The following is a 17,721-nucleotide window of genomic DNA, read 5'->3' on the forward strand; positions in this document are numbered from 1 at the left end:
ACGGGTGCCTGCGCCGTGAACCCGCAAGAACTGGCGCAGCAGCTGCGCCTGCGCGTCGACCAGACGCTGGATCGCTGGCTGCCCCCGGCCGCCACCTGCCCGGCGCGCCTGCACACGGCGATCCGCTACGCGGTTCTGGGCGGCGGCAAGCGCCTGCGCCCCCTGCTTGCGCATGCTGCCGGAACCTGGCTCGGGCTGCCGCCGGCGAGGGTGGATGCCATTGCCGTCGCCCTGGAGATCGTGCATGCCTACTCGCTGGTGCACGACGACCTGCCGGCGCTGGACGATGACCACCTGCGACGCGGCCGGCCGACGACCCATGTGGCCTTCGACGAGGCGACGGCGATCCTCGTCGGCGACGCCCTGCAGGCCCATGCCTATCTCGTGCTGGCCACCGACAGCGACATGGATGCCTCGCCTGCGGCGCGCTGCCAGCTGGTGCGCGACCTGGCGATGGCCAGCGGGTCTTCCGGCATGGCCGGTGGCCAGGCACTGGACATGGAGGCGGCGGGCCGGCCCGCTGGCGTGGAGCAGGCGGAAGCCATCTGCAGGCTGAAGACCGGCCGGCTTCTGGAAGCCGCGGTGCTCATGCCCTGTCGTCTGCGTCCCGGGCTTGAGCCGCGCTGGCTGGAGGCGGCACAGCGCTTCGGCCGGGCATACGGCCTCGCCTTCCAGCTCGCCGATGACCTGATCGACCTGGAAGTGCCGCCGGCCTCGAGCGGCAAGCCGCGGGGAAGCGACCAGCGGCACGGCAAGGCCACGTTGCTGTCCCTGCTGGGGCCGGAGGCCACGCGGGAGCGCATGCGGGCGCTGCAGCGCGAGGCCCTCGATGCGCTGGCCGGGTGGGGCCCGGAAGCCGGCCTGCTGCGCTGGCTGTGCGAGTCCAGCCTGCGCTGAGGCCGGTCAGCGTGCTGCGGGCAGGTCCAGCTTCCGGCCGATGACCGCGCCGGCGCCGGCCTTGCCCTCGAGCAGTGCCCGCAGGTAATCCGGTGCGATGAAGTGGCAGTAGTGCACGCCGCGGAAGCGCTCCGGCATCGCCGCGAAGCGGGGGTCGAGGAAATCGACGATGAATCCCTTGCTGTGGATCCGCAGGCTGCCATCGGCATCCACCGTCGCCAGCGTGAACGGTGCCAGCCAGTCCGGGCCGGTCATGCCCGGCTGCTGTTCGTTGACGACGACCTCGTCGGGGTCGAGCACCACGCGCGGAAAGGCCGGGTGTGGCACCTGGCGGGCAACCAGGGCGAGGACCGCGCGGTTCATGTCCTGGCAGCGGCCATCGGGCCCGGCGCTGCCGGGGCCGAAGGCCTGCAGGAGATGGTCGCTGCTCTTCAGCTTGCAGGAGATGCCGAGGGGTTTGCCGTCGGCATCCATCCAGTCGAACTGCTGCAGTGTCGGCCCGGCGATCAGCGCCTTGGACCTGACGAAGTCCTGGAAATCGCGGTGCACCACGAGCTGCATCGGCAGGCTGCTGCGGCTGACCACGCGCTCGGCGGCAAGGCAGTAGTCTCCGGCCTGCGGCAAGGCCTGCAGCGCCGGGTCAGCTTCCGGCAGGGAGGTCGTGCTGCAGGCAGCGGGCAGGGCGCAGGCCGTGACGATCAGCAGCTGCGCAAGGACAGGCCCCGGGACGATCCGGCGGAAGCAGCTCATGTGCAGGTAATCCCGACGGCTGGTGATGGCCGGATATTAGCCGCTGCGCGCGCATCCGGCGTGGACCCTGCGGATGACCGCTGCGTATACTCCGGGCCCGGCCGCGCGTGGCGCCGGCTGCGGGCAGGAGGAGCCATGAGGGTGGATGTCGTCCTGGAGGCCAGTCATTCCGGCGCGAGGCTCGCCGGGCTGGTGGCGATCAACGAAGGGGTCGGTGGGTGCGCGCACAGTGTGCTGGGCGAGCGCGTCCTGCCGGCGCGCGACTGATGAACCGCCGCGGCACGGCCTGGCCGCTGGTGTTGCTGGCGCTGCTGCCGGCGCTGGCGCTGGCCGCGGCGGCGGTCGGCGAACGCAGCGTGCCGGGCATCACCGCGCACCGGCTGTGGACCTTCGCGCACCTGATCCTGTTCGTCTTCTGGCTGGGCGCGGATCTCGGTGTCGTGCTCGCGGTGCGGGCGGCAGCGGCCTCGCGGCTGCTGCCCGAGCAGCGCTCGCGCACGCTGGAGCTGGCCCGCGCCATCGATCTGGCGCCACGCCTGGCTGCCAGCCTGATGCTCACGGTGGGCGGCATCCTCACCGAGTACGTCGGCATCGGCCACCCCTGGTGGCAGATGGCAGCCATCGTTGCCCTTGGCCCCGCCTGGGCAGGCCTGGTGCTGGTGGCCTGGTTCGCTGCCGGCAGCGTGGCCGGCCAGTACGCGTCACGACTGGAGGAGGGGCTGCGTCGCCTGCTGATCGTCGCGGTGCCGCTGTCGGTGGCCTGGTCCTGGTTCACCGGCCGCCTGGACACGGCGCCGTATGTGGCGGTGAAGCTGCTGCTGTTCGCGTTGCTGCTGGCCCTCGGCCTGCGGGTGAGGGCAGCCTGGCGCGTCTTCGCGGACGAGGAGCGGCGGTCGCGCGGCGGCGCCGCGGGCCAGGGCGGCGAAGTGGCCGTGGCGCGGCTCAATGCCGTCCTGCCGCTGATGCTGGCGGGCTGGCTGGCCCTGGCCGCCGCGGCCTGGCTGGGCGTCACCCGTCCCGGCGAAGTGCTGCCCTCGACGCCGGTCAGCCTTGCCGGGCTGCCTCGCTGAGCGTCAGGGCGACGACGGTGAGGGCGTGGATGTCGGTCTGCATCAGCTCACCCACCGCGGCGTAGACCAGCCTGTGCCGCTGCAGGGCGCCGAGCCCGGAGAAGCGCTCGCTCACCACCCGCACGCGGAAGTGTCCGCGTCCGTCGCGGGCACCTTCATGGCCGATGTGCAGGTGGCCTTCGTCCTCGATCACCAGTTCCTGCGGCTGCAGGCTGGCGCTGATGCGGGCATGGATGGCAGCGCGGCGTTCCGCGGCGTTCACGGCAGCACCTGGCGAAACGGCTTGACGGCCACCCGCGCATAGACCCCGGCCGCGCAGTAGGGATCCTGGTCGGCCCAGCGCCGGGCCGCCTCGAGCGACTCGAATTCGGCGACGACCAGGCTGCCGGTGAAGCCCGCGGGCCCGGGGTCCGGGGCATCGAGCGCCGGATGCGGCCCCGCCAGCACCAGGCGGCCTTCGTCGCGCAGCTGCTCGAGGCGCTTCAGGTGGGCCGGCCGCGCCTGCCTGCGTCCGGGCAGGCTGTCCGCGGCATCTTCCGCGATGATGGCATAGAGCATGGTCAACCCCCGTCCCTGGCTTCGTGGCGCGACAGCCAGAACGCCTGCACCAGCGCGAACAGCAGGGTCAGCCCGGTCAGCCCGAACAGCTTGAAATTCACCCAGACATCCTCCGGGAAGCTGTAGGCCACGTACAGGTTGAGCGCGCCGACCAGCGCGAAGAATGCCACCCACATGATGTTCAGCGTGCGCCAGTCGTCCGCGGGGATGCTGAGCGCGTCCTTGCTGGCCGATTCCACGAAGCGCTGTGCGATCGGCTTCGCGCCGATGAACTGGCTGCCAAGGAAGACGATGGCGAAGACCCAGAACAGGATGGTCGGCTTCCACTTGAAGATGAGCTCGTTGCGCAGCAACAGGCTGATGCCGCCGAGGCCCACCACCAGGCCGGCGGAGATCAGCGTCATGCGATGGACGCGGCGAGTGATCAGCCAGGTCAGCGCGACCTGCAGGGTCATCGCCACCATCATCACGGCAATGGCGGTGCGGAAGTCGCTGAACTTGTAGGCGACGTAGAAAAGGACGACGGGCAGCAGGTCGATGAGTGATTGCATGGCAGGAGCCGTTTCGGTGGCGCCGATGATAGCGAAAATTCCCGGCGCCGGTGGCCTGCCCTGACTAGAATGGCGGCCGTGACCCAGCGTTTCATCATGCACGCCGACAATCCGCAGCGCCGCCTGGTGCAGCAGGCGGTCGCTATCCTGCGCGACGGCGGCCTGATGGTCTACCCCACGGATTCCTCCTATGCCTTCGGTTGCCAGATGGGTGCACGCGACGCCGTGGCGCGCATCGAACGGCTGCGCCAGACCGGCAAGGACCACAACTTCACCCTGGTGTGCCGCGACCTCTCGGAGATCGCCACCTATGCGCGGGTGGAGGACTGGGCATACCGGCTGCTGCGCGCGCGCACGCCGGGTCCCTATACCTTCATCCTGCCGGCGACGCGCGAAGTGCCGCGCCGCCTGCAGAATCCGCGGCGCCGCACCATCGGCATCCGCGTGCCCGACCACCCGGTGCCGCTGGCCATCCTCGGTGAACTGGGTGAACCCATCATGAGCTCGACGCTGATCCTGCCCGGCGATGCCATGCCGCTCAACGATCCCGAGCAGATCTACGCGCGGCTGCGTGGCCAGGTGGACCTGGTGATCGAGAGCGGCAATTGCAGCGTCGAGCCGACCTCGGTCGTCGACCTGATCGCCGGCTTCCCCCGCGTGCTGCGGCAGGGCCGCGGCGACACCGCGGCGTTCAGCTGATTCCCGGCGGCATCGCCCCGTATACTCCACCGATGGACGCAGGGAACGCCCCGGAATTCATCCGCATGATTGCCGTGGGCGCCATCCCGGTGATCTTCGCCATCACCCTGCACGAGGTCGGGCACGGCTGGATGGCGCGTCGTTACGGCGATCGGACCGCCGAGATGCTGGGCCGCCTCAGCCTCAACCCGCTGCGCCACGTCGATCCGCTGGGCACGGTGGTAGTGCCGTTGCTGACGCTGTGGATGGGTGGCCTGCTGTTCGGCTGGGCGAAGCCGGTGCCGATCAATCCGCGCGCGATGCGCAACCCGAAGCGGGCGATGATCGCCGTGGCCGCAGCCGGCCCGGGTGCAAACCTGCTGATGGCGATCGGCTGGGCAGCGTCGCTGCACCTGGCGGCCGGACTGGCGCAGTGGGCGCCGGTGGCCGCGGATTTCCTCGCGCGCATGGCGAGGCTTGGCGTGTCATTCAACGTGTTGCTGGGCATTTTTAACCTGCTTCCTGTGCCGCCTCTCGATGGCGGCCGGGTGCTGCGCGGCCTGGTGCCCGAGTCCATCGGGCGCCGGCTCGATGCCATCGAACCCTACGGCCTTATAATCATCCTGGGATTGCTGCTTCTCGGTGTGCTCAACGACGTGCTGTGGCCGCTGTTCGCGGTGGTGCGGGATCTGGTGTTGCTGGTCGCTGGCGTGAAAGGCGGTTGACGATGTCCATGGCCGAGGTGGCAGGCGAGCCCGCGCTGACGGTGGTCGACAACACCACCGGGCCGGCCGGGGTGTTCCTGCCGGAACAGCCGGGTGGCCAGCCCGCGCAGGGCGAGATGCCGTTCGCCGTCGTCGAGGGCCAGCCGGTCACCGAGCTGCCGCGCGACCTCTACATCCCGCCCTATGCGCTGGAGGTGTTCCTCGAGGCCTTCGAGGGCCCCCTCGACCTGCTGCTCTACCTGATCCGCCGCCAGAACCTCGACATCCTCGACATCCCGATCGCGGAGATCACGCGCCAGTACGTCAACTACATCGAGGTGATGAAGGAGCTGCAGCTGGAACTGGCGGGAGAGTACCTGCTCATGGCTGCCATGCTGGCGGAGATCAAGTCGCGGATGCTGCTGCCACGACCCGAGTCGCTGGACGAGGAGGAGGCCGACCCGCGCGCGGAACTGGTGCGCAGGCTGCAGCAGTACGAGCGCTTCAAGCAGGCGGCCGAAGCCATGGACCAGCTGCCCCGCCTGGAGCGCGACACCTTCCAGGCGAGCGCCGGGTTGCGGGAGCGGCCGGTGGTGGTGAAACTCCCCGACGTGACGCTCAAGGAAATGCTGCTGGCGTTCCAGGAAGTGCTGCAGCGGGCCGACATGTTCGCCCGCCACCATATCCAGCGCGAACCGCTGTCCGTGCGCCAGCGCATGTCCGAGGTGCTGTCCCGCCTCAACCAGGGTGGCTTCGAGGAATTCCACCGCCTTTTCGAACCCCGCGAGGGACGCATGGGCGTGACGGTGACCTTCCTCGCCATGCTGGAGCTGCTGAAGGAATCCCTCATCGAAATCGTCCAGTCCGAGCCGTTCGCACCCATTCACGTGCGCATTGCCACGGCAGCCGGGCCGGAAGCGCCGGGGCTGCCCGGCGGCGCCAACGAGCATCCGGAGTAGCCGACCATGGAGAAGAACGAGATCAAGCACGTGATCGAAGCGGCCCTGCTGGCGGCGGGCAGGCCGCTGACGCTGGACCAGCTGCGCGGGCTGTTCGGAGAGGAGTCCCCGCTGGAGCGCACCGAGCTGCGGGCCGCCCTCGACGAGCTGCAGCAGGATTACGACGGGCGCGGCATCATGGTCAACGAGGTGGCGAGCGGATTTCGCATCGAAGTGCGCCCGGCCATGGCGCCCTGGCTCGGGCGGCTGTGGGAAGAGCGCCCGCCGCGCTATTCGCGCGCGCTGATGGAGACGCTGGCCATCGTCGCCTACCGCCAGCCCGTGACCCGGGGTGACGTCGAGCAGATCCGCGGAGTCGTCGTCACCACCAACATCATGCGCACGCTCATGGAGCGGGGCTGGATCAAGGTGGTGGGCTATCGCGACGTGCCCGGCAAGCCGGCCATGTACGGCACCACGCGCGAGTTCCTCGACTACTTCGGCCTGCGCCACCTGGAGGACCTGCCGCCGCTGGCGGAGATCCGTGACCTGGACCGGCTCACCGCGCAGCTGGACCTGGGCGAAGGCGGGTTCGCCGCGGAGGCCGCGCCGGGCACGGCCGAGCCCCTGGTGCGCCCGCTGGACCCGCATCTGCCGGCAGAGCCGGCCACAGTGGCTTCGATTGCCGAGGCGCGGGCTGCGGCGCTGGTGGCCCACGTCGAGGTGGCCGCCGGGACGGACGCGGCGGAATCGGCCGACGTCATACCGCTGCAGGTCCGCTGAGCTGCCGCCGCGCGCGGCGCTGGGCCGGCCGCCATGGCGGAGAGGTTGCAGAAATTCCTGGCGGCGGCAGGCCTCGGCTCGCGTCGCGAGATCGAGGGCTGGATCGCCGCCGGCCGCCTGCGCGTCAACGGCAAGCTGGCCAGCCTCGGGCAGAAGGTCAGTGGCAGCGAGCGCATCACCCTCGACGGGCAGCCACTGCGCGGTGTGTCGCGGCGGCGCCGGCCGAAGCCCCGGGCGATCGTCTATCACAAGCCGGTGGGCGAGGTGTGCACCCGCACCGATCCGGAGGCCCGTCCGACCGTCTTCCAGTCGCTGCCGCGGGCGAACGGTGCCCGCTGGATCAGCGTCGGACGGCTCGATATCGATACCTCGGGCCTGCTGCTGTTCACCACTGATGGCGAGCTGGCCCACGCACTGATGCACCCATCGAGCGGGCTGGAGCGCGAATACGCCGTGCGGGTCCGCGGTGTCGTCACCGAGGACGTGCTGCAGTTGTTGTGCGAGGGATTGCAGCTCGACGACGGACCGGGGCGCTTCGCGTCCGTTGCGGCCGAAGGCGGCGAGGGCGCCAACCGCTGGTACAAGGTGTGCGTGGCCGAGGGCCGCAACCGCATCGTCAGGCGCCTGTGGGAGGCGGTCGGCTGCCAGGTCAGCCGGCTGATCCGCGTGCGCTTCGGACCGGTGCGGCTGCCCCGTCACCTGCCGCGCGGGCGCTTCGCCGAGATGAGCCCGCAGCAGCTCGCCGGCCTCTACGCGGCAGCGGGCCTGCCGGCGCCCGGCGCGGACGCGGGCTGAGGCCGCGCGGGCCTACTGGCAGTCGAGGCTCTGGCCGGTGCAGCCGACGCTGTCCGGCCCCATCAGGTAGAGGTAAGGCCCCATGATGCGGGCCGGCTCCGGGCGGGCATCGGGCAGTTCGGCCGGGTAGGCGTGCCGACGCATGGCGGTGCGCGTGCCGCCCGGGTTGATGCAGTTGACGCGGATGCGGGTGACGTCGCGGGTCTCGTCGGCCAGCACCTGCGCCAGGCCCTCGATGCCGAATTTCGACACCGCATACGCGCCCCAGTAGGCGCGACCATGCCGGCCCACGCCACTGCTGGTGAAGACCACCGAGGCATCGGCCGATTCGCGCAGCAGCGGCATCAGCTGCTGGGTGAGCACGAAAGGCGCCGTCAGGTTCAGGTGCAGCACCTGGTGCCAGGTGCCGACATCGTACTGCTCGATGGGAGTGCGGTCCCCGAGCATCGCCGCGTTGTGCAGCAGGCCGTCGAGGCGGCCATAGGTCGCGCGCAGCTGCGCCACGAGGTCGAAGTACGCCGGACCCTGCGCCTTTGCCAGGTCCATCACCGCGATCGAGGGCCGGGGATGGCCCGCGGCGACGATCGCGTCGTGTACCGACTCGAGGTTCCGCGTGGTCCGGCCGAGCAGGATGAGTGTCGCGCCGTGGGCGGCGAAGGCCTGGGCTGCCGCCGCGCCGATGCCCGAGCCCGCGCCGGTGACGAGGATGACGCGCCCGTCGAGCAGTTGCGGGTGCGGCTGGTAGTTGCGGTGGTCGATACGGCTCATGTCGGTCGAATCCAGTGCCGCTCAGTGCGGGCGTGGCAGGTCGTCGCTCTCGGCGGCCGGCTCCGGATCGCCGGATTCCGTAGCGCCTGACGTGGGAGGTGGCAGCGGCTCGCGCGGCGTGGTTTCCACCTGCTGGGGCGCATCGAGCTGCTGGCGGCTGCTGATGCCGAGTTCCGTGAGGCGGCGCGCGCCGGGCAGCACCTTGCGCTCCAGCGAGCCGACGGCGTCGTTGAAGGCCTTCACGCCACCCTCGATCTGCTTGCCGAGGCGTGCCATGTGGCCAATGAAGGGTGCCAGGCGGTCGTAGAGATCCTGGCCCAGGCGGCGGATCTCCTCGGCATTGCGCTCCAGTGACAGTTGCCGCCAGCCATAGGCGATCGCCTTGAGGAGCGCCACCAGGCTCGATGGCGTGGTCAGAACCACCTTGTTGCGCAGCGCATCCTCGAGCAGGCCCGGGTTCTCCCCCAGCGCCGCCGAGAGGAACTGGTCGCCCGGGATGAAGAGGATGACGAACTCGGGGCTCTCGGGGAACTGTGCCCAGTAGGCCTTGGCCGAGAGCTCGCGCACGCGGTCGGCGACCTTGCGCGCATGCCGCTGGAGCGCGGCGCGCCGCTCCTGGTCGCTGCCGGCCTCCATGGCCTCGATGTAGGCGTCCAGCGGCGTCTTCACGTCCACCACCAGTGCCCCGCGATCCGGCAGCCGCACCACCATGTCGGGACGCATGGTTCCATCGGCGGTATTGATCGTGGTCTGCTCGACGAAGTCGCAATGCTCCACCATGCCGGCCAGCTCCGCGACCCGGCGCAGCGTCAGTTCGCCCCACTGGCCACGGACTTCCGGGCGGCGCAGGGCATTGACGAGGTTGCGCGTCTCGGTGTGCAGCAGCTGCTGGTCGGCGGTCATGGCCGCCAGCTGCGTGCGGATGCTGCCAAAGGCCTCGGTGCGCTCCTTCTCGATGGCCGAGATCTGCTGCGTGGTCTTCTCCAGCGCCTCGCGGATCGGTGCCAGCAGCGCGGCGACGGCCTGTTCCCGCTCCGTCAGCTCGGCCCTGGCCTTCTCCTGGTGCATGCCGAGGTTTTCCCGGGCGAGGCGCAGGAAGGTTTCGCTGTTGCGGGTGAGGGAATCGCCGGCCAGGCGGCTGAACGCCGCACCGAGGCGTTCCTCGGCCTGGGCGACGACGGCAGCGCGCTCAGCGGATCGCGCTTCCTCGCCCGAGAGGCGGGCGAGCAGTCCCGCCTGTTCCTGCTCGAGCTGTGCCTGGCGGCGCCCGGCCCGCAGCGAGGCCCAGAGCCAGCCGAGCAGCGCGCCCAGTGCCGCGGCCGCGAGCAGTGCAGCGAGCATGGACGTCACGTCGGGGTTCATCGCCGTCCCATCCTGTCAGCCCGTGCCTCGATCATGGCCAGCAGGTCTTCCGGAGCCTCGATGTGGTGGTCGGCGCCCCAGGCCTGCGGGTCCTCACCGGGCGGAATATAACCGTAGAGCGCGGCTACGGTGCGCATGCCGGCGGCGCGCCCTGCGCTGACGTCGCGCGCTGCGTCTCCGACGTACACCGCAGAGCGGGCATCGGCGCCGATCTCGGCCAGTGCATGGCGCAGGGGTTGCGGATGGGGCTTGCGCTCCGGCGTGGTGTCGCCGCTGACGACCGCGGCGCAGCGACGCCGCAGCGCCAGCGCGGCGAGAAGCGGTTCGGTGAGGCGGCCCGGCTTGTTGGTGACGACGCCCCAGGGGACGCCCGCAGCCTCGAGGGTGGCGAGGACGCGATCCATGCCCTGGAACAGGCGAGTCTGCCGGGCGAGCTGTCGCGAATAGAGATCGATGAAGCGCTGCTGCAGCCGCCCGCGTTCGTCGTCCGGCACATCGCCGAAGGCAAGGCGGATCAGGCCCAGCACGCCATTGGAAACGTGGCAGCGCGCCACCTCGAACGGCATCGGCCTCGCGGATTCCTCCCGCAGCAGGTCGTTCAGCGCGGACACCATGTCCGGTGCCGTGTCGAGCAGGGTGCCGTCGAGATCGAAGAGCACGGTACTCAGGCCGGAAGTCACGAGGCGGCCTTCCGGCAGTGGGCGATGTAGTTGACGCGCACGCTGTCGCCGATGCGGAAGTCGTCGGTGCCCGAGGGCTCGATGCCCGCCAGGTCCTCCAGCACGAGACCGGACTGCCGGGCCCAGGCGTCGAGTTCCGAGGGCCGGATGTAACGGGCGTAGTCGTGGGTGCCCCGCGGCAGCACGCCGAGCAGGTACTCGGCGCCAACGATGGTGACCAGGTAGGCGGCCAGGTTGCGATTGATGGTGGAGAAGAATGCCGCGCCACCCGGGCGCAGCAGGCGTGCACAGGCCGCCACCGTGGACGCGGGATCGGGCACATGCTCGAGGACCTCGAGGCAGGTGACGATGTCGTAGCTGCCCGGCTCCGTCGCCGCCAGTTCTTCCGCCGTGGTTTGCAGGTAGCGGATGCCATCCAGGCCCGACTCCAGCTGGTGCAGCCGCGCCACGGCCAGGGAGTCGGCCGCCAGGTCGATACCCGTCACGCTGGCCCCGGCCTGTGCCAGCGCTTCGCTCAGCAAGCCAGCGCCGCAGCCGACATCCAGGCAGCGGGCGCCGTCCAGCCGTGCCCTCGCGGCGATGAAGGCGACGCGCACCGGGTTCATCCGGTGCAGCAGGCGCATCTCCCCGGCCGGATCCCACCAGCGGTTCGCCAGCGCGTTGAAGCGCGTGACTTCCCCGGCATCCGCATTGCGGCCCGGGTCGCTCATGCGCTGCCCAGCCGCTGGCGCCAGGCTGCTGCCGCAGCCCGCACCGCGGTCTCGTCGAAGTACAGGGCGCGACCATCCTCCAGTACCTGGCGGCCGCCGATCCAGCTGTCGGTGACGCAGTGGTCGTCGCCCAGCACGAGTTGCCACAGGTCGCAGGGACCGGGCGGGATTCCGCTGCTGCCGAGGTCGACGCAGATCAGGTCGGCGTACTTCCCCGGCACCAGGCTGCCCAGCTGTTCGCCGAGGCCGAGGGCGCGGGCGCCGCCGAGCGTGGCCATGGACAGTGCCGTCGCGGCCGGAATGGCCGAGGCAGCGCGGCTCTGGCCACGCGCCAGCAGCGAGGCCAGGCGCAGCTCGCCGAACAGGTCGGGGCGATTGCAGGACTCGGCACCCCCGGTGCCGAGCGCCAGCCCGACCCCGGCGTCGAGCAGTCTGGCGAGCGGGATGCAGCCGCTGGCATGCAGGAGGCTGCGCGTGGGGCAGTGGACGATGCTGGCGCCAGCGGCCGCGAGCCGGGCGCAGTCCTCGCCGGAGATCTCCGTGGCGTGCAGCGCCGCGAAGCCGCCCGTCAGCAGGCCCAGCCCGGCCAGGCGCTCCAGCGGGCGCAAGCCATGGCTGGCGATGCCCAGGCTGACTTCGTCCGTGGTCTGGTGCAGGGGCATGTGCACCGGCACGTCGAGCTCGTCGGCCAGCAACCGCAGGTGGCGCAGCGTCGGATCGCCCAGCGCATTCGGCGCATCGGCCGCGAAGTGCGTGCGCACCAGCGCGTGGTCCCGGTACTGGTCGTGGACCGCGAGGCCCCGCGCGAAGCATTCTTCCGTGCCCTGCGCCCAGGGCGTGGGCCGCTCGCCGACCAGCATGCCGACCGATGCGCGCATGTGGTGCTCGACGGCGAGCGCCGCCACGGTATCGGCAAAGTAGTAGCTGTCACCGAAGCAAGTGGTGCCGCTGCGGAGCATCTCGAGCATGGCGAGTCGCGTGCCGTCGCGGACGAATCCGGGACCCACCCAGCGGGCTTCCGCGGGGCCGATATGCCGTTGCTGGCGTTCCTCCGGCGGCAGCCCTGCCCCGAGTCCGCGCATCAGGCTCGTGGCAGCGCGGCTGTGGGCATTGACCAGGCCCGGCAGCAGGACATGGTGTGGCCGGTCGATGACGGTGGCGGCGCCGAACCGCCGCATGGCTTCGGCTTGTGGCAGCAGTGCGAGGATGAGTCCATCGCCGACCACCAGTGCATGTTCCTCGAGGCTGACACCCGCCGGTTCCACCGGCAGGAGCCAGCGTGCACGGATGATGAGGTCGGCATGACTGGTGGCTGAATGAGACATCGGCGGGGCATATTGCCTGATCACATGGCGCGATAAAACCGCGGTATTTCGCTGCCCGGGAACGCATGTCAAGCCTGCGGCCGGCGCACTGCCTGTGCTAGACTTCGCGGCTGGAATCGGTCTGTCGGCCACTGCCCGGCCGGGTTTCGAAAGACGGTGCTTGCAATCGGTTCCTGGCGCGTCGCGCCGGGGGCCGGTGACGGTGAATTGTTGCGATCATGGCGGACATAGCCCAGGAAATCCTGCCGGTCAATCTAGAGGACGAGATGCGTCAGTCCTACCTGGACTACGCCATGAGCGTCATCGTCGGCCGCGCGCTTCCCGATGTCCGCGATGGCCTCAAGCCGGTGCACCGCCGCGTGCTGTACGCCATGCGGGAACTCGGCAACGACCACAGCAAGCCCTACAAGAAGTCCGCCCGCGTGGTCGGTGATGTCATCGGCAAGTATCACCCGCACGGCGACGTGGCCGTCTACGACACCATCGTGCGCCTGGCCCAGCCCTTCTCGATGCGCTACCTGCTGGTGGACGGGCAGGGCAACTTCGGCTCCGTGGATGGCGACGCGCCGGCCGCCATGCGCTACACCGAGGTGCGCATGGCACGCATCGCCGGCGAGCTGCTGGCGGACATCGACAAGGAGACGGTCGACTTCGTGCCGAACTACGACGGCTCGGAGCAGGAACCGACCGTGCTGCCGACGCGGGTCCCGCACCTGCTGGTCAATGGCTCATCCGGCATCGCCGTCGGCATGGCCACCAACATCCCGCCGCACAACCTCGGTGAAGTCATCGACGCCGTGCTGGCGCTGATGGACGACCCCGACATCACGCTGGCGGAACTGATCAAGCGCATCCCGGGTCCCGACTTCCCGACGGCGGGCATCATCAACGGCACGCACGGTGTCTACGAGGCCTATGCCCGCGGCCGCGGCCGCTGCCATGTGCGGGCCCGCACCCATGTGGAGCCCATCGACGACAAGGGCCGCGAGGCCATCATCGTCACCGAGCTGCCGTACCAGGTGAACAAGGCGCGCCTGATCGAGAAGATCGCCGACCTGGTCCGCGACAAGAAGATCGAGGGCATCAGCGAGCTGCGCGACGAGTCCGACAAGGACGGCATGCGCATCGTCATCGAGCTGCGCCGCGGCCAGCTCACCGACGTGGTGCTGAACAACCTGTTCGCGCAGACGCCGCTGGAGACGGTGTTCGGCATCAACATGGTGGCGCTGCGCGACGGGCGCCCGCGGCTGCTCAACCTGCGCGAGATGCTCGAGGCCTTCCTGCGGCACCGCCGGGAGGTGGTGACGCGGCGCACGATCCATGACCTGCGCAAGACCCGCGAGCGCGCCCACCTGCTCGAGGGCCAGGCCGTGGCGCTGGCGAACATCGACGAGGTGATTGCCGTCATCAAGGCTTCGGCTTCGCCGGCCGCGGCGCGCGAGGCGCTGGTGGCGCGCGTGTGGATGCCCGGGGCCGTGACGGACATGCTGGCACGTGCCGGCGAGATCTCCACGCGTCCGCCGGATATCGGTGGCGAATTCGGCCTGGTCGACGGCGGCTACCGGCTGTCGGCGGTCCAGGCCCAGTCGATCCTCGATCTGCGCCTGCACCGGCTGACCGCGCTGGAACAGGACAAGATCCTCGACGAGTACCGGGAGCTGCTCGACAACATCCGCGAGTTCACCGAGATCCTGCGCAACCCGGACAAGCTCATGGCCGTCATCCGCGCAGAGCTCGGCGAGATCCGCGAGCGCTACGCCGATCCGCGCCGCAGCGAGATCATCGAGAGCCACGAGAGCCTGTCCATCGAGGACCTCGTGCCGCAGGAGGACGTGGTGGTCACGCTCTCCCACGGTGGCTACGCCAAGGCGCAGAGCCTGGCGGACTACCACGTGCAGCGCCGCGGCGGCCGGGGGCGCGCGGCGGCCAAGGTTCGCGACGAGGACTTCATCGACAAGCTGTTCGTGGCCAACACCCACGACACGCTGCTGTGCTTCACCAGCCGCGGGCGCCTGTTCTGGCTCAAGGTCTACCAGCTGCCCCGCGCCAGCCGCGAAGCGCGCGGCCGGCCCATCGTCAACCTGCTGCCGCTGGAGGAAGGGGAGCGCGTCAATGCCGTGCTGCCGATCCGCGACTTCGAGCAGGACAAGTACGTGTTCATGGCCACCAGCCAGGGCATCGTCAAGAAGACCAGCCTCGATGCGTTCTCGCGGCCGCGCAATGCGGGCATCCGTGCGGTGGAGCTGCACGAGAGCGACCGGCTGGTGGACGTGGCCATCACCGACGGCAGGAGCCACATCATGCTCTGCGCCAGTTCCGGCAAGGCCATCCGCTTCCACGAGGACGATGTCCGGCCGATGGGCCGGACCGCGGCCGGGGTACGCGGTATCCGCCTGGGTGACGGCCACGAGGTCATCGCGCTCATGATCGTTGCCGACGGCACCATCCTGACCGCGACGGAGAACGGCTTCGGCAAGCGCACGCGCGTCGACGAGTTCCCGCTGCAGGGCCGCGGCGGCCAGGGCGTGATCGGCATCCAGACCTCGGAACGCAACGGCCGCATGGTCGGCGCCATCCAGGTCGAGCCCGGCGACGATGTCGTGCTCATCAGCTCGGTGGGTACGCTGGTGCGCACGCCGGTGGACGAGATTTCCGAACAGGGCCGCAACACCCAGGGCGTGCGCCTCATCCGCCTCGACGAAGGCGAGCGCCTGGTCGGACTGGACCGCATCATCGCCCTCTCGGGCGACGACGACCAGGAGTGACGGCAGGACGGACCGCAACGGGCGCAGGCCGCAGGCGGCGGCCCTCGCCATTCTCAACGGAGACAGGAAGCTAGGCTTATGGGTCGCATATTCAATTTCAGCGCGGGTCCGGCCACCTTGCCGCTGGAGGTGCTCGAGCAGGCCAGGGACGAGATGACCGACTGGCAGGGCCGCGGCGTTTCCGTCATGGAGATCAGCCACCGCAGCAAGGCCTTCATCAATGTGGCGGCGCAGGCCGAAGCGGATGTCCGCGAGTTGCTGGCCGTGCCCGACGACTACGCCGTGCTGTTCCTGCAGGGTGGCGCCACGCAGCAGTTCGCGCTGCTGCCGATGAACCTGGCGGCGCCCGGGCAGGTGGTTGACTACGTGGTGACCGGGCAGTGGTCGAAGAAGGCGGCCGCCGAGGCCAGGGCAGTCAGCAAGGTCAACGTCGTCGCCGATGGCGCAGCCGGGAATTTCACCGACGTGCCCGCCCGCGCCAGCTGGCGCCTGAGCGACGGGGCGGCCTACGTGCATTACTGCCCGAACGAAACCATCGGCGGGCTGGAGTTCCATGAGGTGCCGGATGTGGGCATGGCGCCGCTGGTGGCGGACATGTCCTCCACCATCCTGTCGCGTCCGGTGGATGTGCGGAAGTTCGGCGTGATCTATGCGGGCGCCCAGAAAAATATCGGCCCGGCGGGCCTGGTGCTCATGATCGTGCGCCGGGACCTGCTCGATCGGGTGCCAGAGACCGTGCCACCGATCCTGCGCTACGCGTCCCAGGCCAAGGAAGGGAGCATGCTCAACACGCCCCCGACCTATTCCTGGTACATCGCCGGCCTGGTATTCCAGTGGCTGAAGCGCCAGGGTGGCCTGGCATGCATGGCCGAGGTGAACCGGCGCAAGGCCGCCAAGCTCTACCAGGCCATCGATGGCTCGGGCTATTACCGCAACCCGGTGGCGAAGGCGCATCGTTCGTGGATGAACGTGCCGTTCACCCTGCCGGATGCGGAGCTGGATGCGGTGTTCCTGTCCGAGGCAGCAGCCGCGGGGCTGGCCGAGCTGAAGGGCCATCGCTCCGTCGGCGGCATGCGCGCCAGCATCTACAATGCGATGCCGGAGGCGGGGGTCGATGCCCTGGTCGCCTTCATGGCGGATTTCGCGCGCCGTCACGGTTGACGGCAGCACTCACCCGGAAACGACGAAGCAAGCACTGCAATGTACAAGGTACTCACGCTCAACAGCATCGCGGTCCAGGGGCTGAAGCGGCTGCCGCGGGAACGCTACGAAGTGGCTTCCGAGATCGGCCATCCCGACGCCATCCTGGTGCGGTCGGCAAAGATGCACGACATGGACATTCCGCAATCGGTGCTGGCCATCGGCCGCGCCGGAGCCGGCACCAACAACATCCCGGTGGAGCGTCTGTCGAAGCTGGGCATCCCGGTGTTCAACGCGCCCGGGGCCAACGCCAACGCGGTGAAGGAACTGGTCATCGGCGGCATGCTGCTCGCGGCGCGCAACCTCTGCCAGGCCTGGGATTTCACCCGTCAGTTGCCCGGCGAGGGTGCCGAACTCGACAAGGCCGTCGAGGCCGGCAAGAAAAAGTTCGTGGGTTTCGAGCTGCCGAGCCGCACGCTCGGTGTCATCGGCCTCGGCGCCATCGGCGTGCAGGTGGCCAATGCGGCGCTCGCACTCGGCATGCGCGTCATCGGCTTCGATCCGCAGATCACGGTGGAGCGTGCCTGGGAGCTGTCCTCCGGTGTGGAGAAGGCGCGCAGTCTCGACGAGCTGTTCAGCCGTGCCGATGTCATCAGCCTGCACGTGCCGCTGCTGGATGCCACCCGCGCGCTGGTCAACGAGACCCGCATCCGTCTGATGCCCGGCAAGGCCGTGGTGCTGAATTTCGCGCGCGGCGAGATCGTCGACGAGGCGGCCATCCTCGATGCGCTGGGCTCCGGGAAGCTCGCCGCCTACGTCTGCGATTTCCCCAGCCGCCGGCTGCTGGGCCGGGAGGGCGTGATCGCCCTGCCGCACCTGGGTGCATCCACCGAGGAAGCCGAGATCAATTGCGCCGTGATGGTGGCCGACACCGTGCGCGGTTACCTGGAGAATGGCCTGATCCGCCACTCGGTGAATTTTCCCGATGCGGACCTGCCGCGCATGAACGCGCACCGGATCACCATCGCCAACGCCAACGTACCGAACATGGTCGGGCAGATCTCCGGCAGCCTCGGCGATGCGGGCCTGAACATTGCCGACCTGCTCAACAAGTCGCGCGGCAACCTCGCCTATACCATCGTCGACCTGGATGGCGCGCCCACGCCCCAGGTGCTGGCGAAGATCCGCGGCATCGAGGGCGTGCTCTGCGTGCGCGACCTCGGGCGGCCGCAGTCGGCCTGACCGGG

The 17,721-nt window shown here is 69.7% G+C and carries 19 protein-coding genes; 10 read left to right on the plus strand and 9 right to left on the minus strand.

Going from position 1 to position 17,721, the window contains the following annotated elements; genetic code table 11:
* Positions 1–15 precede the first annotated feature (15 nt).
* The gene (locus HRU81_04775; protein ID QOJ31467.1) at positions 16–897 is read left to right on the plus strand and encodes a polyprenyl synthetase family protein; all 882 of its coding nucleotides are present in this window, start codon (positions 16–18) and stop codon (positions 895–897) included.
* 6 nt (positions 898–903) lie between these two features.
* Here the strand turns inward: HRU81_04775 and HRU81_04780 are convergent, their stop codons facing one another.
* Positions 904–1,647: a hypothetical protein gene (locus HRU81_04780; GenBank protein ID QOJ31468.1), complete on the minus strand. Its 744-nt coding sequence runs from the start codon at positions 1,645–1,647 to the stop codon at positions 904–906.
* 266 nt (positions 1,648–1,913) lie between these two features.
* Here HRU81_04780 and HRU81_04785 point away from each other — a divergent pair, with 266 nt between their 5' ends.
* Positions 1,914–2,717 carry a hypothetical protein gene (locus tag HRU81_04785; GenBank protein QOJ31469.1) on the plus strand — a complete coding sequence of 268 codons (804 nt, stop codon included), beginning with the start codon at positions 1,914–1,916 and terminating at the stop codon, positions 2,715–2,717.
* Here HRU81_04785 and HRU81_04790 read toward each other — a convergent pair.
* From HRU81_04790 to HRU81_04800, 3 genes are read right to left on the minus strand one after another with little or no spacing between them, the layout of a single operon-like run.
* Positions 2,692–2,952, minus strand: coding sequence for a BolA family transcriptional regulator (locus tag HRU81_04790; GenBank protein QOJ33287.1), 261 nt, complete (start codon positions 2,950–2,952; stop codon positions 2,692–2,694). The genes HRU81_04785 and HRU81_04790 overlap by 26 nt on opposite strands.
* Before the next feature lie 23 nt (positions 2,953–2,975).
* Positions 2,976–3,275, minus strand: a complete 300-nt coding sequence (locus HRU81_04795; GenBank protein QOJ31470.1) for a YciI family protein — start codon at positions 3,273–3,275, stop codon at positions 2,976–2,978.
* Positions 3,276–3,277: 2 nt separating this feature from the next.
* Positions 3,278–3,826: a septation protein A gene (locus HRU81_04800; GenBank protein ID QOJ31471.1), complete on the minus strand. Its 549-nt coding sequence runs from the start codon at positions 3,824–3,826 to the stop codon at positions 3,278–3,280.
* 78 nt (positions 3,827–3,904) lie between these two features.
* On the opposite strand from HRU81_04800, the gene HRU81_04805 reads away from it, so the two are divergent.
* The 5 genes from HRU81_04805 to HRU81_04825 are packed head-to-tail and all read left to right on the plus strand — an operon-like array spanning position 3,905 to position 7,724.
* The gene (locus HRU81_04805) at positions 3,905–4,525 is read left to right on the plus strand and encodes a threonylcarbamoyl-AMP synthase (GenBank protein ID QOJ31472.1); all 621 of its coding nucleotides are present in this window, start codon (positions 3,905–3,907) and stop codon (positions 4,523–4,525) included.
* A 32-nt stretch (positions 4,526–4,557) separates the two neighbouring features.
* Positions 4,558–5,229, plus strand: a complete 672-nt coding sequence (locus tag HRU81_04810) for a site-2 protease family protein (protein ID QOJ31473.1) — start codon at positions 4,558–4,560, stop codon at positions 5,227–5,229.
* Between the two features lie 8 nt (positions 5,230–5,237).
* Positions 5,238–6,167, plus strand: coding sequence for a segregation/condensation protein A (locus HRU81_04815; protein QOJ33288.1), 930 nt, complete (start codon positions 5,238–5,240; stop codon positions 6,165–6,167).
* A gap of 6 nt (positions 6,168–6,173) precedes the next feature.
* Positions 6,174–6,929, plus strand: a complete 756-nt coding sequence (gene scpB / locus HRU81_04820) for an SMC-Scp complex subunit ScpB (GenBank protein ID QOJ31474.1) — start codon at positions 6,174–6,176, stop codon at positions 6,927–6,929.
* A 33-nt stretch (positions 6,930–6,962) separates the two neighbouring features.
* Positions 6,963–7,724, plus strand: a complete 762-nt coding sequence (locus HRU81_04825; protein QOJ31475.1) for a pseudouridine synthase — start codon at positions 6,963–6,965, stop codon at positions 7,722–7,724.
* Positions 7,725–7,736: 12 nt separating this feature from the next.
* Here HRU81_04825 and HRU81_04830 read toward each other — a convergent pair whose 3' ends face one another.
* From HRU81_04830 to HRU81_04850, 5 genes are read right to left on the minus strand one after another with little or no spacing between them, the layout of a single operon-like run.
* Positions 7,737–8,492, minus strand: coding sequence for a YciK family oxidoreductase (locus HRU81_04830; GenBank protein ID QOJ31476.1), 756 nt, complete (start codon positions 8,490–8,492; stop codon positions 7,737–7,739).
* 21 nt (positions 8,493–8,513) lie between these two features.
* Positions 8,514–9,854, minus strand: a complete 1,341-nt coding sequence (locus tag HRU81_04835) for a DNA recombination protein RmuC (GenBank protein ID QOJ31477.1) — start codon at positions 9,852–9,854, stop codon at positions 8,514–8,516.
* Positions 9,851–10,534 carry a phosphoglycolate phosphatase gene (gph, locus tag HRU81_04840; protein ID QOJ31478.1) on the minus strand — a complete coding sequence of 228 codons (684 nt, stop codon included), beginning with the start codon at positions 10,532–10,534 and terminating at the stop codon, positions 9,851–9,853. The genes HRU81_04835 and gph overlap by 4 nt, the downstream gene beginning before the upstream one ends.
* Positions 10,531–11,244, minus strand: coding sequence for a bifunctional 2-polyprenyl-6-hydroxyphenol methylase/3-demethylubiquinol 3-O-methyltransferase UbiG (ubiG, locus tag HRU81_04845; protein QOJ31479.1), 714 nt, complete (start codon positions 11,242–11,244; stop codon positions 10,531–10,533). The genes gph and ubiG overlap by 4 nt, the downstream gene beginning before the upstream one ends.
* Complete coding sequence (locus tag HRU81_04850) at positions 11,241–12,569, minus strand: amidohydrolase family protein (GenBank protein QOJ31480.1); 1,329 nt, start codon at positions 12,567–12,569, stop codon at positions 11,241–11,243. Before HRU81_04850 ends, ubiG begins: the two co-directional genes overlap by 4 nt.
* Positions 12,570–12,787: 218 nt before the next feature.
* Between HRU81_04850 and gyrA the strand changes: the two genes are divergently transcribed.
* The 3 genes from gyrA (at position 12,788) to HRU81_04865 (ending at position 17,716) form a co-directional block, all read left to right on the plus strand.
* The gene (gene gyrA, locus HRU81_04855) at positions 12,788–15,334 is read left to right on the plus strand and encodes a DNA gyrase subunit A (GenBank protein ID QOJ31481.1); all 2,547 of its coding nucleotides are present in this window, start codon (positions 12,788–12,790) and stop codon (positions 15,332–15,334) included.
* A 78-nt stretch (positions 15,335–15,412) separates the two neighbouring features.
* Complete coding sequence (gene serC, locus HRU81_04860) at positions 15,413–16,495, plus strand: 3-phosphoserine/phosphohydroxythreonine transaminase (protein QOJ31482.1); 1,083 nt, start codon at positions 15,413–15,415, stop codon at positions 16,493–16,495.
* Positions 16,496–16,534: 39 nt separating this feature from the next.
* Positions 16,535–17,716: a phosphoglycerate dehydrogenase gene (locus tag HRU81_04865; GenBank protein QOJ31483.1), complete on the plus strand. Its 1,182-nt coding sequence runs from the start codon at positions 16,535–16,537 to the stop codon at positions 17,714–17,716.
* Positions 17,717–17,721 lie beyond the last annotated feature (5 nt).

It is taken from the genome of Gammaproteobacteria bacterium, from assembly GCA_015709695.1.
GTDB lineage: Bacteria > Pseudomonadota > Gammaproteobacteria > Steroidobacterales.

Coding starts and splice junctions, on each gene's coding strand:
- HRU81_04780 (QOJ31468.1), bottom strand. CDS start 1,647: ATGAGCTGCTTCCGCCGGATCGTCCCGGGGCCTGTCCTTGCGCAGCTG.
- HRU81_04785 (QOJ31469.1), top strand. CDS start 1,914: ATGAACCGCCGCGGCACGGCCTGGCCGCTGGTGTTGCTGGCGCTGCTG.
- HRU81_04795 (QOJ31470.1), bottom strand. CDS start 3,275: ATGCTCTATGCCATCATCGCGGAAGATGCCGCGGACAGCCTGCCCGGA.
- HRU81_04800 (QOJ31471.1), bottom strand. CDS start 3,826: ATGCAATCACTCATCGACCTGCTGCCCGTCGTCCTTTTCTACGTCGCC.
- HRU81_04810 (QOJ31473.1), top strand. CDS start 4,558: ATGGACGCAGGGAACGCCCCGGAATTCATCCGCATGATTGCCGTGGGC.
- HRU81_04815 (QOJ33288.1), top strand. CDS start 5,238: ATGGCCGAGGTGGCAGGCGAGCCCGCGCTGACGGTGGTCGACAACACC.
- scpB (QOJ31474.1), top strand. CDS start 6,174: ATGGAGAAGAACGAGATCAAGCACGTGATCGAAGCGGCCCTGCTGGCG.
- HRU81_04825 (QOJ31475.1), top strand. CDS start 6,963: ATGGCGGAGAGGTTGCAGAAATTCCTGGCGGCGGCAGGCCTCGGCTCG.
- HRU81_04830 (QOJ31476.1), bottom strand. CDS start 8,492: ATGAGCCGTATCGACCACCGCAACTACCAGCCGCACCCGCAACTGCTC.
- HRU81_04835 (QOJ31477.1), bottom strand. CDS start 9,854: ATGAACCCCGACGTGACGTCCATGCTCGCTGCACTGCTCGCGGCCGCG.
- ubiG (QOJ31479.1), bottom strand. CDS start 11,244: ATGAGCGACCCGGGCCGCAATGCGGATGCCGGGGAAGTCACGCGCTTC.
- HRU81_04850 (QOJ31480.1), bottom strand. CDS start 12,569: ATGTCTCATTCAGCCACCAGTCATGCCGACCTCATCATCCGTGCACGC.
- gyrA (QOJ31481.1), top strand. CDS start 12,788: ATGGCGGACATAGCCCAGGAAATCCTGCCGGTCAATCTAGAGGACGAG.
- serC (QOJ31482.1), top strand. CDS start 15,413: ATGGGTCGCATATTCAATTTCAGCGCGGGTCCGGCCACCTTGCCGCTG.
- HRU81_04865 (QOJ31483.1), top strand. CDS start 16,535: ATGTACAAGGTACTCACGCTCAACAGCATCGCGGTCCAGGGGCTGAAG.